Source organism: Mesorhizobium sp. M4B.F.Ca.ET.203.01.1.1 (assembly GCF_004791025.1).
In the GTDB taxonomy this organism is placed as follows: Bacteria; Pseudomonadota; Alphaproteobacteria; order Rhizobiales; family Rhizobiaceae; genus Mesorhizobium; species Mesorhizobium abyssinicae.
This window is the reverse complement of record NZ_SRUO01000001.1, coordinates 692,277-706,050: the sequence shown is the minus strand read 5'-3', so window position 1 is coordinate 706,050 and position 13,774 is coordinate 692,277. Positions and strand designations below refer to the sequence as shown.

Sequence of the window (13,774 nt, the reverse complement as noted above, 5' to 3'; positions counted from 1 at the left end):
ATGGGAAACATCACGCTCAAGAACGTCTCCAAATCCTTTGGGTCGACGACGATCATTCCGAACATCGACCTGGTCATCGAGGATGGCGAGTTCGTCGTGTTCGTCGGTCCGTCGGGCTGCGGCAAGTCCACGCTGCTCAGGCTGATCGCCGGGCTGGAGGACACCAGCGGCGGCACCATCAATATCGACGGCCGCGACGTCACCGGCGAGGCGCCGGCCAAGCGCAAGCTGGCCATGGTGTTCCAGTCCTATGCGCTCTATCCGCACATGACGGTCGCCAAGAACATCGCCTTCCCGCTGAAGATGGCGGGCGAGGACCAGGCGACCATCGACAAGAAGGTCAAGGACGCCGCGCGGGTGCTCAACCTCACCAACTACCTCGAGCGTCGTCCGGGCCAGCTCTCCGGCGGCCAGCGCCAGCGCGTCGCCATCGGCCGCGCCATCGTGCGCCAGCCTTCCGCCTTCCTGTTCGACGAGCCGCTCTCCAACCTCGACGCCGCACTTCGCGGCACCATGCGCCTCGAGATCAGCGAACTGCACCACCAGCTCAAGACGACGATGATCTACGTCACCCACGACCAGGTCGAGGCCATGACCATGGCCGACAAGATCGTCGTGCTCAACGCCGGCAATGTCGAGCAGGTCGGCTCGCCGATGGAGCTCTACAAGACGCCGAAGAACCTGTTCGTCGCCGGCTTCATCGGCTCGCCGAAGATGAACCTGATCGAAGGCGCGCCGGCGGCGAAATACAGCGCCAAGACCATCGGTATCCGCCCCGAACACATGAACATCTCGACCACGGCGGGCGACTGGAAGGCATCCGTCGGCGTCGCCGAGCATCTCGGTTCCGATACTTTCCTGCATGTCCATGCCGACAGCGTCGGCACCTTGACGGTGCGCGCCGACGGCGAGCTCGCGGTCCATCATGGCGACACCATCTATCTGACGCCCGACCAGGCCAAGCTGCATCGCTTTGGCCCGGACGGAAAGGCGATGGCCCGGTGAGGCTCAAAGGCAAATCGGCGCTGATCACCGGGTCGGCGCGCGGCATCGGCAGGGCGTTCGCCGAAGCCTACGCGCGCGAGGGTGCGACAGTGGCGGTTGCCGACATCGATCTGGCGGCGGCCGAAAAGACGGCGGCCGCTATCGGCGACAAGGCCTACGCCGTCAAGCTGGACGTCACCGATCAGGCCTCCATCGAGGCGGCGGTGAAAGCAGTGGAGACCAGGACCGGCGGCCTCGACATATTGATCAACAACGCCGCCATCTTCGACCTCGCGCCGATCGTCGAGATAACCAGGGCGAGCTACGACAAGCTGTTTTCGGTCAACGTCGCCGGCACGCTGTTCATGCTGCAGGCGGCTGCCCGTTCGATGATCGCCAGGGGCAAGGGCGGCCGGATCATCAACATGGCAAGCCAGGCCGGCCGGCGCGGCGAGCCGCTGGTCGCCGTCTACTGCGCCACCAAGGCCGCCGTTATCTCGCTCACCCAGTCGGCTGGGCTCGATCTGATCAAGCACCGCATCAACGTCAACGGCATCGCTCCCGGCGTCGTCGACAGCGACATGTGGGACCACGTCGATGCGCTGTTCGCCAGATACGAGAACCGGCCGAAGGGCGAGAAGAAGCGGCTGGTCGGCGAGGGCGTACCCTACGGGCGCATGGGCAAGCCGGAAGACCTCGCCGGCATGGCCGTGTTCCTGGCCAGCGACGAGGCCGAATACATTGTCGCCCAGACCTACAATGTCGACGGCGGCCAATGGATGAGTTGACGGGGATGAGTTGAGGGGAAAGGCGCCTCTCCCTTCCTCCGGGGAGAGGCTGCCGCCGGGGCATGCGGGGGCGGCATGAATGCTGGCAGGCAAATGCCGCCCCTCGCTGCCGCTCCTTCTCCCGAGGGTTGGGAGAATTGTCAGGCCATGTATCGGCCAAAGGGTAAAAGCAGATGACCGTGAAACTCTCTTCCTCAAACCTCGCCAAGCTCCCCCCGAAGGTCTCCGGTCCGAACTATGACCGCGCCAGGCTCAAGGCCGGGATCGTGCATTTCGGCGTCGGCAATTTTCATCGCTCGCACCAGGCCGCCTATCTCGACGACCTGTTCAACGCGGGCCTCGGCCACGACTGGGCACTGATCGGCGCCGGCGTCTTCGCCGGCGAGAAGATCGGCCGCGGCAAGCTCGAGGAACAGGACTGGCTGACCACGGTGGTCGAGCAGGACCAAGGCCATATGAGCGCCCGCGTCACCGGCGCCATGATCGATTTCCTGATGCCGGGCGAAGCGGCCGCGATCATCGAGCAGCTTGCCGACCCGGCGATCCGGATCGTCTCGCTGACCATTACCGAAGGCGGCTATTTCATCGATCCGGCTTCCGGTGTCTTCAACCCGACCCATCCCGACATCGTCGCCGATGCTCAGCCGGGTGCGGAGCCGAAGACCGTATTCGGCCTCATCCTTGCGGGGCTGGTGCGCCGCCGCGCCGACGGCATCGTGCCGTTCACCGTCATGTCCTGCGACAACATCCCCCATAACGGCCATGTCACCTCCGACGGCGTCATCGGCCTGGCGCGGCTGATCGACGAGGATCTGGCCAACTGGGTACGGGACAACGTCGCCTTTCCGAACGGCATGGTCGACCGCATCACGCCGGCCACGACAGACCGCGAGCGCGGCATCCTGGCCAGCGATTTCGGACTGGAGGACAACTGGCCGGTGTTCTGCGAGCCGTTCCGCCAATGGGTGCTGGAGGATCATTTCACCGCCGGACGGCCGGCGCTGGAAAAGGTCGGCGTGCAGTTCGTCGGCGATGTCGCGCCCTACGAGTTGATGAAGATCCGCATCCTCAATGGCGGTCATGCCACAATCGCCTATCCGGCCGGGCTGATGGACATCCACTTCGTCCACGAGGCGATGCAGGAGCCGCTGGTGCGCGGCTTCCTCGCCAAGCTGGAACGCGACGAGATCATCCCGACCGTGCCGCCGGTGCCGGACACGGTTCTGGAGGACTATTACCAGCTCATCGAGCGCCGCTTCTCCAACCCCAAGATCGGCGACACCATCCGCCGGCTCTGCCTCGACGGCTCCAACCGGCAGCCGAAATTCATCATCCCGACCATTGCCGACCGGCTGAAGGCGGGCAAGGGCGTCGCCGGCCTCGCGTTGGAATCGGCGCTGTGGTGCCGCTACTGCTTCGGCACCACCGACAGTGGCGTCGTCATCGAGCCCAACGATCCGAATTGGGATCGCCTGCAGGCGACCGCCAGGGCGGCGAAGGATGCGCCCGGCGCCTGGCTGGCCATGGAGGACATCTATGGCGATGTCGGCCGCTCCGCCGCCTTCGCCGAGGCTTTTGCCCATGCGCTCAACGTCTTGTGGGCAAACGGCGCGCGCGAGACGCTGACGCGCCATCTCGCCGGCAAGCTCTGAAGCCACCGGAAGCAGCCAGGATGACGCCCGAACTGGTCATCTTCGACTGCGACGGCGTGCTGGTCGACAGCGAGGCGCTTTCGGTCTCGGCACTGCTCGGCATGATCGCGCTCGCGGGTGGTACGGTCTCGGAGGATGCCGCCTACGAGCATTTCCTCGGCAAGAGCATGAAGAGCGTGCGCGAGATCCTCGGCAGCGAGTTCGGGCTCGAGATCAGCGACCAGCACCTCACCGCGATGCGCGTCGACCTGATGCGCAAATTCCGTGAGGAGTTGAAGCCGATCCCCGGCATCAGGGAGGTGCTGCCGAGACTTGGCCTGCCGTTCTGCGTCGCCTCTTCCGGCACGCTGGAGCGCATCCGCTACGCGCTCGATGTCACCGGACTGCTCGGCCTTCTGGAACCGCATCTGTTCAGCGCCGCCATGGTCAAGCGCGGCAAGCCGGCGCCGGACCTTTTCCTTCATGCCGCTGCCTGCATGCGGGCAAAACCGCGCAAATGCCTGGTCATCGAGGACAGCCCGGCCGGCGTCGCCGCGGCCCGCGCGGCGGGCATGCGTGTCTTTGCCTTCACCGGCGGCTCGCATGCCGACAACCCCGCCTTGAAAGCGCGGCTTGCGTCGACCGAACCGGACTTTATATTCGCTGACATGCTGCAATTGCCCGATCTGATTGCAGGCCTGGGAGCGAGAGTAAAAGCATCTTGACCAACAGTTTCGTTTGCGCGGTCGATGTCGGCACCGGGAGCGCCCGCGCGGGCATTCTCGACGTCAATGGCACCTTGCTCGGGCGCGCCGATCATCCGATCGCCATGCATCAGCCCAAGGCCGATCACGCCGAGCATGATTCGCGCGATATCTGGTCGGCGGTCTGCAAGGCCGTGCGCGCCGCCGTCGCCAAGGCGGGGATCGCGGCCGATGATGTCGTCGGCATTTCCTTCGACGCCACCTGCTCGCTCGTGGTGCGAGGTAGGGATAGCGAACAGCTCAGCGTGTCGGTCACCGGCGAAAAGCGCTGGGACACCATCGTCTGGCTCGACCACCGGGCCATCGCCGAGGCCGACGAGTGCACGGCGAGCGGCCACGCCGTGCTCGACTATATCGGCGGCGTCATGTCGCCGGAAATGGCGACGCCGAAGCTGATGTGGCTGAAGCGCCATCTGCCCGCGACATGGAACGAAGCCGGCTATCTGTTCGACCTCACCGATTTCCTGACCTGGAAGGCGACCAGGTCGCTGGCGCGTTCGCAATGCACGCTGACCGCCAAATGGACCTATCTGGCGCATGAGCAGACAAGCTGGCGGCGCGACTTCTTCGAGACCGTCGGCCTCGGCGATTTGTTCGAGCACGGAGAAGGCCAGCCCGGTCGGCGCCGATATCGGCCCGTTGACGGCGCAAGCGGCGGCCGAGCTTGGCCTGGGCGAAAAGTGCCGGGTCGGCGCCGGCGTCATCGACGCCTATGCCGGCGCGCTCGGCGTGCTCGGCGGCTTTGCCGGCGACCAGAAGAACATCAGCCGACATCTGGCGCTGATCGCCGGCACCTCCTCCTGCGTCATGGCGATGTCGCCCGACCCGCAGCCCTTCGCCGGCGTCTGGGGGCCCTATTATGGCGCGGCGCTGCCGACGCTCTGGCTCTCGGAAGGCGGCCAGTCGGCCACCGGCGCGCTGCTCGACCACATCATCCGCTGGCATGGCGCCGGCGGCGAGCCGAATACAGCGATGCATGCCAGGATCGCCAGCCGCGTCGCCGAACTGCGCGCCGCCGAGGGCGAGGCATTAGCGGCGAGGCTGCACGTGCTGCCGGATTTCCACGGCAACCGCTCGCCGCTGGCCGACCCGCACGCCGTCGGCGTCGTCAGCGGCCTGACGCTGGACTCCTCCTTCGACAGCCTGTGCAAGCTCTACTGGCGCACCGCCGTCGGCATCGCGCTCGGTGTGCGCCACGTGCTGGAAGCGCTGAACGAGAACGGCTATTTGATCGACACGCTGCACGTCACCGGCGGCCACACCAAGAACCCGCTGCTGATGGAACTCTACGCCGATGCCACCGGCTGCACCGTGATCGAGCCGCTGGCCGACGAGGCGGTGTTGCTCGGCACCGGTATGGTGGCGGCCACCGCCGCCGGGCTCTACCCTGATCTGAACGCCGCCTGTGTCGCCATGCAGCAGGGCGGCAGGAAGCGCGCCGCCAATCCGGCGGCCGGCGCCCGCTTCGACCGCGACTACCGCATCTTCCTGGAGATGCACCGGCAGCGGCAGGCGCTCGACGCGATCAGCTGAGCAGGCTGCCGTTTCGTTCCGGCTTGCGCAGCGAGGCGCCGGATGTCGCGTCGAACAGATGGATGCTTTCCTCGTCGAATGTGTAGCGCACAGGCGCGCGCAACGCCGGGCATTCGCGCGCCGGCACCAGCGCGCTGATCTCCTTGCCGCCGGAGCCGAACGTCACCAGCGCGTCATTGCCGTGGAATTCGATGAGGTCCGCGCTGCCCTGCAGCAGGTTCCGCCCGGCATCGGCGCCTGCCGTCTTCAGGTCGGGAGGCCGGATCCCGAGCACGGCGCGATCGCCATGCTGGAGATGGAAGGCCGAGCCGTCCAGCGAAAGCACCGTTCCGGCGCCGGTCAGCGACCAGCCACCTCCCGCGCGGCCGACCGTCACCTCGACGAAATTCATGTTCGGCGTGCCGATGAAGCCGGCCACGAACAGGTTGCCGGGCCGGCGATAGATCTCCGCCGGCGAGCCGACCTGCTCGATGACGCCATCCCTGAGCAGCACGATGCGGTCGGCCAGCGTCATCGCCTCGAGCTGGTCGTGGGTGACGTAGACGGTCGTCGTCTTCAGCGACTGGTGCAGCCTTGCGATCTCGATGCGCATATGGTTGCGCAGCTTGGCGTCGAGATTGGACAGCGGCTCGTCGAACAGGAACACTTTCGGTGTCTTGATCATGGCGCGAGCGATCGCCACGCGCTGCTGCTGGCCGCCGGAAAGCTCGGCCGGCTTGCGGCCGAGATAGGGGTCGAGCCCCAGCGTCCGGGAAACCGCCTCGACCCGTTTCACGATCTCCGCCGCCGGCACTTTCTGCCGTCGCAGCCCGAAGGCGATGTTGTCGAAGATCGTCATATGCGGATAGAGCGCGTAGTTCTGGAACACCATGGCGATGCCGCGGTCGCCGGGCTCGAGGTCGTTGACCACCTTGCCGCCGATCGAGACCTCGCCGCCAGTGATGTCCTCCAGCCCGGCGAGCAGCCTGAGCAGCGTGGACTTGCCGCAGCCTGACGGGCCGAGGAACACGACGAATTCGTGCTCTTCTATGCTGAGATTGAGATCTCGGATGACGGCGGTTGCGCCGTAGGCCTTGTCGACATGGGAGCAAACGATCGCGGACATGGTCAGCCCTTCTCGCCGGTAAGCAGGATCTGCAGCTTGACGTCCTGCGGGTTGCCCTCGGCCGCCCGCTCGAAGGCCTTGATGCTGTCGGAGAAATCATAGGTGCCGGTGATCAGCGGCTTGAGGTCGACCTTGCCGGAGGCGATCAATTGCAGGGCGCGGTCGAAGATGTTGGCGTAGCGGAACACCGTCTCGATGCGGGCTTCCTTCGAGATCGCCGCCGGCACGTCGAGGCTGACCGGCTCCACCGGCAGTCCGACCAGCACCACCGCGCCGCCTGGCCGCACGATGTCGAACAAATTGGCGAAGGCTTTCGGGTTGCCGCTGGCTTCGAATACGATGTCGGCGCCCCAACTGTCGGTCGCAGCCGCGACGGCGTCGACCAGCGACTGCTCGCCGATGTTGACCGGCACGATGCCTTGATACTGCGCGGCGATCTTCAGCTTGGGCGCCGAGAAGTCGGAGATCAGCACCTTCGAGCAGCCGCCTGCCAGCGCTGCCAGCGCGATCATGATGCCGATCGGGCCGCAGCCGACGACGACGGCGACATCGCCGGGCACGATGCGCGCCCGCGCCGCTGCCTGCATGCCGATGGCGAAGGGTTCGACCATGGCGCCTTCGGCGAAGGAGACATTGTCCGGCAATTTGTAGGTGAAGGCCGCCGGATGCACCGCGAAAGGCGCAAGCACGCCATGCACCGGCGGCGTCGCCCAGAAACGCACGTCCGGATCGACATTGTAGATGCCGAGCTTGGTCGCGCGCGACGACAGGTTCGGCACGCCGGGCTCCATGCAGACGCGGTCGCCGACCTTCAGGCTCGCGACGTTGGCGCCGACCTCGATGATCGTGCCTGACGCCTCATGGCCGAGCACCATCGGCTGGCGCACTATGTAGCTGCCGATGGCGCCGTGCGTGTAGTAGTGCACGTCGCTGCCGCAGACGCCGACGGTGTGGATGGCGATCCTGACGTCGTCCGGTCCGACATCGAGCGGCAGCGCGATCTCGCGCAGCGACAGCTCGCCCTTTTTCTCAAGTACCAGTGCCTGCATCGGGTAATCCTCGCATCAAGTCTTCTTTTGCCGGAAAACGGTATTCAGGAAGCCGCTGAGCACGCCGAGGAACAGCAGCGGCGGCAGCGACAGGAGCACGACCGAGGCATTGAGGATGCCCCACGGCACGTTCATGCCTTGCTGCGACAATTCCGAAGCGACGATCGGCAGCGTCTTGGCGTTGGAGCTGGACAGCATCAGCGCGATCAGGAACTCGTTCCAGACCAGCACGAAGCTGAACGCGATGGCGCCGGCGAGCGAGCGCGCCGCGACCGGCAGCGCGATCCGCCAGAACACCGAATAGGCGCCGTAGCCGTCGACGAAGGCCGCTTCCTCGATTTCCTTCGGCACGCTTTGGAAGGCCGGAATGGCGAGCCACATGATCACCGATATGGTGAGCAGCGAATAGGTGACGATCAGCGCCGGCAGCGTGTCGTAGAGGCCGATCTGCAGCCAGATCACCATCAGCGGAATGGCCACCGCCACCGGCGGCAGGAAGCGCAGCGACAAGACGAAGAACTGGATGTCGCCGGCGAAGCGGTTGGGATAGCGCGCCACCGCGTAGGCCGCCGGCAGGCCGAGAACGACGCCGATCAGCACGGCCAAGCCGCAGGCGACGACCGAGTTGTAGAGCCCGGTCATCACGCTGTCGCGGCCGATTATGTAGCTGATGTTGGCAAGCGTCGGCGTGAACACCAGGCGCGGCACCCGCGTGATGATGTCGACGTTGTTCTTCAGCGCGTTGAGCGCCGTCCAGACGAGCGGGAACACGGCGAGGAATCCGGCCAGCGCCAGGATGGCCTTGGCGATCAAGCGGCCCGGTCGCATGCGGTACCGCCTCATGCCTGCACCCGCTTCCACAGCATGGTGAAGGTGATCACTGTGGCGATCATCATCAGCACCGCCATGGCCGAGGCGTAGGAGACCTTGCCGGACTCGATGAAGCCTTGCGAGAACGCGTACATGTCGAGCGTCTCGGTCGCCACGCCCGGCCCGCCGCGCGTCATCACATAGATCAGGTCGAAGGAGCGCAGCGACTCGATCATCTTGACGAACATCAGGCTGATCAGCGGCGCCTTGAGCATCGGCAGGGTGACGTAGGCATGGATCTGCCAGCGCCTGGCATGGTCGAGCCGCGCCGCCTCGATCGGCTGCGGCGGCAATGTCTCGAGCAGCTTCAGCACGATCACCGCGAAGAACAGACCCCACTGCCAGACATCGACCGAGGCGACGGCGAACAGGGCGGTCGAGGCCTTGGAGAGCGGATCGACGATCAGGCCGCCGGTGACCAGCCGGTAGGGATAGGTGGCGATGCCGTAGAGCGGATGGTAGGCGAACTTCCACACGAAGGCCGCCGAAACGCGCGGCAAAAGCACCGGGATGATGAACAGCAGGCAATAGATGTTGCGCAGCCGCGGCGACGCGACTTCGAACATCAGCACGCCGAGGCCGATCGCGACCACCATGGTCGCCACGACGGTGACGATCTCCCATTTGACCGAGACCCAGACGGCGTTGAGGAATCGGCGGTCGAGGAAAAGGTCGGCAAAGTTCGAGAACCAGACCCAGGAATAGCCCGGCGTGCTCAGTTCGCGGTTCTGCAGGGCGATGACGATGGCGTAGAGCGTCGGCACCATCGACAGCACCAGGAGAATGGCGAGCGTCGGGACGAGAAAAGTGACGGGCAGGAAAGAGCGTCGGCGCATGGCCTATCCTCGCGGGCCTTTCGGGTGTTGGCGGTCGTGAGAAGATCCGCGGCGCGCAGGTCCCGGCATTCCGGCGAATGCCGTGGACCGCGCGCCGCGGGTGGGAGGAATTACTTCTTCTTCACCAGCTCGTTGGCATAGGCCTCGAGCTCGTTGAGGCTGCCCTTGATGTCGGTGCGCGTGCCGGTGACCAGCTCTTCGAGGATGATGCCCCAGCGGTCGCCGAGATCCGGCCAGCGCGGATCCTGCCAGAAGTTCACCGCCGTCACCTTGCCGGTTTCGGCCAGCGCCTGGCCGAGATCGGCGCCGTAGATGTTGGCGAATTCCTTGCTGGACAGGATGCTGGTGCGGTTGAGCTCGCCGAACTGGTGCGCGTCGAGCCGGCGCTTCTCGTTCTCCTTCGATGTCGCCCAGGCGACGAACAAGCCGGCGCACTTCTTCGAGGCGTCGTCCGGATTGGCCTTGGTCGCGATGGCGAGGCCATGGCCGTAGCCGCCGCCGGGCAATGGCGCGGGCGGCGGCAGGAAGCCGACCTTGCCGACCACCTGCGAGGTCTTCGGATCGACCGCCATGCCCGACAGCGGCGTCGATTCGACGAGGATGGCGACCTGGCCAGATAGGAAGGCGCCGGTCGATTCATCCCAGCTGCCGGTCTGCGTGCCGGGCGCCGAATCCTTGAACAGCTTGAGGTAGGTCTCGGTCGCCTTGACCGCGGCATCCGAATTGAAAGCCGGCTTGTCGCCGTCGAACCACTTGCCACCATAGGCCTTGAAGTAGGGCATCCAGCGCCAGACATTGGCGCCCGAGCCGCGCGCGCCGCGCAGCGCGATGCCATACATGCCCTTGTCGGCATTGGTCAGCTTCGGCACGTCGGCGAGCAGCTCGTCCAGCGTCTTCGGCGGCTGGATGCCGGCGGCCTCCAGAATGTCCTTGCGATAGACCATCAGGTCGCCGCCGCCGGTCAGCGGCGCGAACCAGACCTTGCCGTCATAGGTGGCGACCTTTTGCCGGCCGGGATCGAAATCGGCGAAATCATATTCAGCCGGATAATAATCGGCGAGCGGCGCGATCCAGCCGGACGACGCGAACAGCGCGACATTGGCTTCGTCGACATAGTAGACGTTGTAGTTGCCGACGGTGGACGCATCGGCGCGCGACTTTGCCCGGCGGTCGTTCTCGTTGAGGTAGTCGATCTGGAAGCCGGCGCCGGAGAGCTTCTTGAACTCGTCCTTGGAGTCCTCCAGCAGCGTCAGTCCGTCGCGCGGCTGCGCCAGCACCTTGACCGGCGCCGAGCAGACCGGCGCCTGCGCCAGCGCCATCGTTGAAGCGGAAGCGGTAAGCACGAAAGCTGCGCCCAGGCTGGCAGCGAGCCGAGTTGATTTCATTGGTTTTTCTCCTCCAGGAATCGTCGCGGGAAGCGGCTGTCCTCGGGCTAAGCGACCCTCACCGTCGCCCGAGCGACTTGCCACCCGTCGCCAAAATGAGGAGTTGCTAAGGGGGAGGCTAGAAGCCCCGTTGCAGTAAACCTGTACTTTTATGCATTGTGCGGCGCAAAAAACCGCCAAGGCGGGACCGACCTGTCACACGAGTATCAGTGCTGTTTTGGGAGTCGGTTCTCGACCGGATCAGGCCCGCATCGCCAGCCGCTGCCGCGACAGCTTGCGGTAGGATGACGGCGTCATCTTGTGCTTGCGCAGGAAGGCGCGGTTGAAGTTGGAAATGTTCATGTAGCCGACCTGGAAGCAGATGTCGGTGATTGGGACGTCGGTATCGGAGAGCAGCTTGCAGGCCTGCCACAGCCTGAGTTTGGCGACATGGTCGCTGAAGCTGTTGCCTGTGTTCTTCTGGAAGAAGCGCGAAAATGTGCTTTCGCTCATCCCGGCCAGCTCCGCCACATCCGGCAGCTTCAGGTCCTCGGCGAAGTGCTGGAACAGATAGGTCAGCGTGCGCTGGATGATGTCGAGCGATTGGGCGTCGAGCAGCGGCGAGAAATCCGGCGACGACAACAGCTCGTATTGATCGGTGCTGGCCAAGAGGTCGACCAGCTCGAGGAACAGGCAGAGCCTTGGCAGCCCGTGCACCGTGCCCATCCGTTCCATCAGCGCGGCGCCGTCGATCGCCGTCTGTCCGTGGAAGACCATGCCGCGCAGCGACCGCTCCAGGAACGGCTCCAGCTCGCGCAGCTCCGGCAGCAGGCCCGCCGAGCCGCGCAGCCGCTGCGGATCGAACTGCAACACGATATCGCGCCCTTCGATTAGCTCGCCAGGCTGCACGGCCGTCACCCAGTCATGCGGCAGGCCACCGCCGACGATCGCCAGGTAACCCGGCCCGAACTCGCCGATATGATCGCCCACCAGCGCCACGCCCGACGATTTCCTGAGCAAATGGATTTCGTATTCCGGATGGAAGTTCCAGACGTTGCGTTCCCACGGATAGTCGTCCAGACGCCACAGGAAGCTGTCGCTCGCTTCGGTGACGATGTGCTCGAAGGAGGGCACGGTGCGCGGGATCGCGGCGGTATTTTTCCTTTGCCTGAACGTCATCCATTCCTCCCGTCCCGGAAACCCGTAGCAGGCTCCGCGCGGCAAGTGAACGAGGCGCCGGCGCCGCTGGCTCAATGGTTCGCCGCCCGTCCTCCCTTGCCTTCATGTCGCATTTCGTTCAATAGACGACGCAAACGGCGCCATTTTGCGCCGTTTGTGTGCGGCTTCCGGGCTCTGTCCCGACGCGCCGTGGTCTGAAGAGCAGGACAATGTCTGCGATCGAAGCCGGCGCTCGCGCGCCGGAAAATCTTTGGCGTCAGGAAATCAGGGCAACGCTTGCGCTTGCCTGGCCGATGGTGCTGACGAATCTCGGCCAGACCGCCATGACCGCGACCGACGTCATGATGATGGGTCGGCTGGGGCCGGACACGCTGGCAGCCGGCGCGCTCGGCGCCAACCTCTATTTCATGCCGCTGATCTTCGGTCTCGGCCTGATGCTGGCGACCTCGCCGATGATGGCGACCGAGCTCGGTCGCCGCCGCCATTCGGTGCGCGACCTGCGCCGCACCGTGCGCCAGGGCCTGTGGCTGGCGATCCTGATCTCGATCCCGATCTGGGTCTTCCTTTGGCACGGCGAGAGCGTGCTTCTGGCGATGGGCCAGGACCCCAGGCTGGCGCATCAGGCCGGCATCTATCTGCGCTGGCTGGAATGGGCGGTGCTGCCCTTCTACGGCTATATCGTGCTGCGTTCCTTCATCTCGGCGCTGGAGCGGCCGGGCTGGGCGCTGGTCATCGTCTTCGTCGCCGTCGCCTGCAACGCCTTCTTCAACTGGGTGTTCATGTTCGGCAATCTCGGCGTCGCTGCGATGGGCATTTCCGGCTCCGGCCTCGCCACCACGCTGTCCAGCACACTGATGTTCTGCGGCCTGGCGGCGGTGCTGCTCGTGGAGAAAAAATTCCGCCGCTACCACCTGTTCGGCCGCTTCTGGCGCTCCGACTGGCCGCGCTTCAAGGGCCTGCTCAGGCTCGGCCTGCCGATCGCCGGCATCCTCGCCTTCGAGGTGACGATCTTCAACGCGGCGGCATTGCTGATGGGCCTGATCGACGCGGGCTCGCTGGCCGCGCACGCCATCGCCATCCAGATCGCCTCGATCTCCTTCATGGTTCCGCTCGGCCTCAACCAGGCCGTCACCGTGCGCGTTGGCTTGGCTCATGGGGCCGGCAACCCGGAGGGCGTCTCGCGCGCCGGCTGGACCGCTTTCGTCATCGGCGTTTCCTCCATGGCGTTGATGGGGCTGGTGATGGTTCTCTGGCCGCATTTGCTGATCAGCGCCTTCATCGATCTGAGCGATCCGGCCAATGCCAGGGTGATCGCGCTTGCGGTCTCCTTCCTGGTGTTTGCGGCACTGTTCCAGGTCTTCGATGGCGCGCAGGCGGTGGCGGCCGGCATGCTGCGCGGTCTGCACGACACCAAGGTGCCGATGATCTATGCCGCGATCGGCTATTGGGGCATCGGCCTGCCGCTCGGCGTGCTGCTCGCCTTCCATTTCGGCTTCAACGGCGTCGGCATCTGGATCGGCCTGGCATCGGGGCTGGCGGTGGTGGCCGCGCTTCTGCTGGCGCGCTGGCTGCGGCGCGACCGCATCACGCCGCAGCTCGCCTTCAGGCATTGATCCAACAGAAAGGCCGCGCGTCGCCCCGCGGCCGTTCCCATTCGATTGCAGGCTTGCT

The 13,774-nt window shown here is 65.4% G+C and carries 11 protein-coding genes and 1 pseudogene; 6 read left to right on the top strand and 6 right to left on the bottom strand.

Going from position 1 to position 13,774, the window contains the following annotated elements:
* The 5 genes and pseudogenes from EN846_RS03250 to EN846_RS03230 all read left to right on the top strand — a co-directional run bounded on the left by EN846_RS03250 (position 1) and on the right by EN846_RS03230 (position 5,700).
* A complete protein-coding gene (locus EN846_RS03250; RefSeq protein WP_127392240.1) occupies positions 1 to 1,005 on the top strand; it encodes an ABC transporter ATP-binding protein in 1,005 nt (334 codons plus the stop codon).
* Positions 1,002 to 1,772 carry an L-iditol 2-dehydrogenase gene (locus EN846_RS03245; protein WP_127392241.1) on the top strand — a complete coding sequence of 257 codons (771 nt, stop codon included), beginning with the start codon at positions 1,002 to 1,004 and terminating at the stop codon, positions 1,770 to 1,772. Before EN846_RS03250 ends, EN846_RS03245 begins: the two co-directional genes overlap by 4 nt.
* 173 nt (positions 1,773 to 1,945) lie before the next feature.
* Positions 1,946 to 3,424 carry a mannitol dehydrogenase family protein gene (locus EN846_RS03240; RefSeq protein WP_127392242.1) on the top strand — a complete coding sequence of 493 codons (1,479 nt, stop codon included), beginning with the start codon at positions 1,946 to 1,948 and terminating at the stop codon, positions 3,422 to 3,424.
* 20 nt (positions 3,425 to 3,444) lie between these two features.
* Complete coding sequence (locus EN846_RS03235; RefSeq protein WP_127392243.1) at positions 3,445 to 4,128, top strand: HAD family hydrolase; 684 nt, start codon at positions 3,445 to 3,447, stop codon at positions 4,126 to 4,128.
* Positions 4,125 to 5,700 (top strand): annotated as a pseudogene (locus EN846_RS03230) (FGGY-family carbohydrate kinase). Before EN846_RS03235 ends, EN846_RS03230 begins: the two are co-directional and overlap by 4 nt.
* Here the strand turns inward: EN846_RS03230 and ugpC are convergent.
* From ugpC to EN846_RS03200, 6 genes are all read right to left on the bottom strand, one after another.
* Positions 5,693 to 6,805, bottom strand: a complete 1,113-nt coding sequence (ugpC, locus tag EN846_RS03225) for a sn-glycerol-3-phosphate ABC transporter ATP-binding protein UgpC (RefSeq protein ID WP_128346439.1) — start codon at positions 6,803 to 6,805, stop codon at positions 5,693 to 5,695. The pseudogene EN846_RS03230 and the gene ugpC sit on opposite strands and share 8 nt — an antisense overlap.
* Before the next feature lie 2 nt (positions 6,806 to 6,807).
* Positions 6,808 to 7,854: an NAD(P)-dependent alcohol dehydrogenase gene (locus tag EN846_RS03220; RefSeq protein WP_127392169.1), complete on the bottom strand. Its 1,047-nt coding sequence runs from the start codon at positions 7,852 to 7,854 to the stop codon at positions 6,808 to 6,810.
* 15 nt (positions 7,855 to 7,869) lie between these two features.
* The gene (locus EN846_RS03215) at positions 7,870 to 8,682 is read right to left on the bottom strand and encodes a carbohydrate ABC transporter permease (protein ID WP_127392170.1); all 813 of its coding nucleotides are present in this window, start codon (positions 8,680 to 8,682) and stop codon (positions 7,870 to 7,872) included.
* An 11-nt stretch (positions 8,683 to 8,693) separates the two neighbouring features.
* The gene (locus EN846_RS03210) at positions 8,694 to 9,560 is read right to left on the bottom strand and encodes a sugar ABC transporter permease (RefSeq protein ID WP_127392171.1); all 867 of its coding nucleotides are present in this window, start codon (positions 9,558 to 9,560) and stop codon (positions 8,694 to 8,696) included.
* Positions 9,561 to 9,670: 110 nt separating this feature from the next.
* Positions 9,671 to 10,945, bottom strand: a complete 1,275-nt coding sequence (locus EN846_RS03205; RefSeq protein WP_127392172.1) for an extracellular solute-binding protein — start codon at positions 10,943 to 10,945, stop codon at positions 9,671 to 9,673.
* Positions 10,946 to 11,185: 240 nt separating this feature from the next.
* Positions 11,186 to 12,103, bottom strand: coding sequence for an AraC family transcriptional regulator (locus EN846_RS03200; protein WP_127392173.1), 918 nt, complete (start codon positions 12,101 to 12,103; stop codon positions 11,186 to 11,188).
* 209 nt (positions 12,104 to 12,312) lie between these two features.
* Here EN846_RS03200 and EN846_RS03195 point away from each other — a divergent pair, with 209 nt between their 5' ends.
* Complete coding sequence (locus EN846_RS03195; protein WP_127392174.1) at positions 12,313 to 13,716, top strand: MATE family efflux transporter; 1,404 nt, start codon at positions 12,313 to 12,315, stop codon at positions 13,714 to 13,716.
* Positions 13,717 to 13,774: the final 58 nt, after the last annotated feature.

What these genes read in the sequence shown, in the direction of transcription:
- EN846_RS03250 (WP_127392240.1), top strand. Translation starts at nt 1, where the DNA reads ATGGGAAACATCACGCTCAAGAACGTCTCCAAATCCTTTGGGTCGACG.
- EN846_RS03240 (WP_127392242.1), top strand. Translation starts at nt 1,946, where the DNA reads ATGACCGTGAAACTCTCTTCCTCAAACCTCGCCAAGCTCCCCCCGAAG.
- EN846_RS03235 (WP_127392243.1), top strand. Translation starts at nt 3,445, where the DNA reads ATGACGCCCGAACTGGTCATCTTCGACTGCGACGGCGTGCTGGTCGAC.
- ugpC (WP_128346439.1), bottom strand. Translation starts at nt 6,805, where the DNA reads ATGTCCGCGATCGTTTGCTCCCATGTCGACAAGGCCTACGGCGCAACC.
- EN846_RS03220 (WP_127392169.1), bottom strand. Translation starts at nt 7,854, where the DNA reads ATGCAGGCACTGGTACTTGAGAAAAAGGGCGAGCTGTCGCTGCGCGAG.
- EN846_RS03215 (WP_127392170.1), bottom strand. Translation starts at nt 8,682, where the DNA reads ATGCGACCGGGCCGCTTGATCGCCAAGGCCATCCTGGCGCTGGCCGGA.
- EN846_RS03210 (WP_127392171.1), bottom strand. Translation starts at nt 9,560, where the DNA reads ATGCGCCGACGCTCTTTCCTGCCCGTCACTTTTCTCGTCCCGACGCTC.
- EN846_RS03205 (WP_127392172.1), bottom strand. Translation starts at nt 10,945, where the DNA reads ATGAAATCAACTCGGCTCGCTGCCAGCCTGGGCGCAGCTTTCGTGCTT.
- EN846_RS03200 (WP_127392173.1), bottom strand. Translation starts at nt 12,103, where the DNA reads ATGACGTTCAGGCAAAGGAAAAATACCGCCGCGATCCCGCGCACCGTG.
- EN846_RS03195 (WP_127392174.1), top strand. Translation starts at nt 12,313, where the DNA reads ATGTCTGCGATCGAAGCCGGCGCTCGCGCGCCGGAAAATCTTTGGCGT.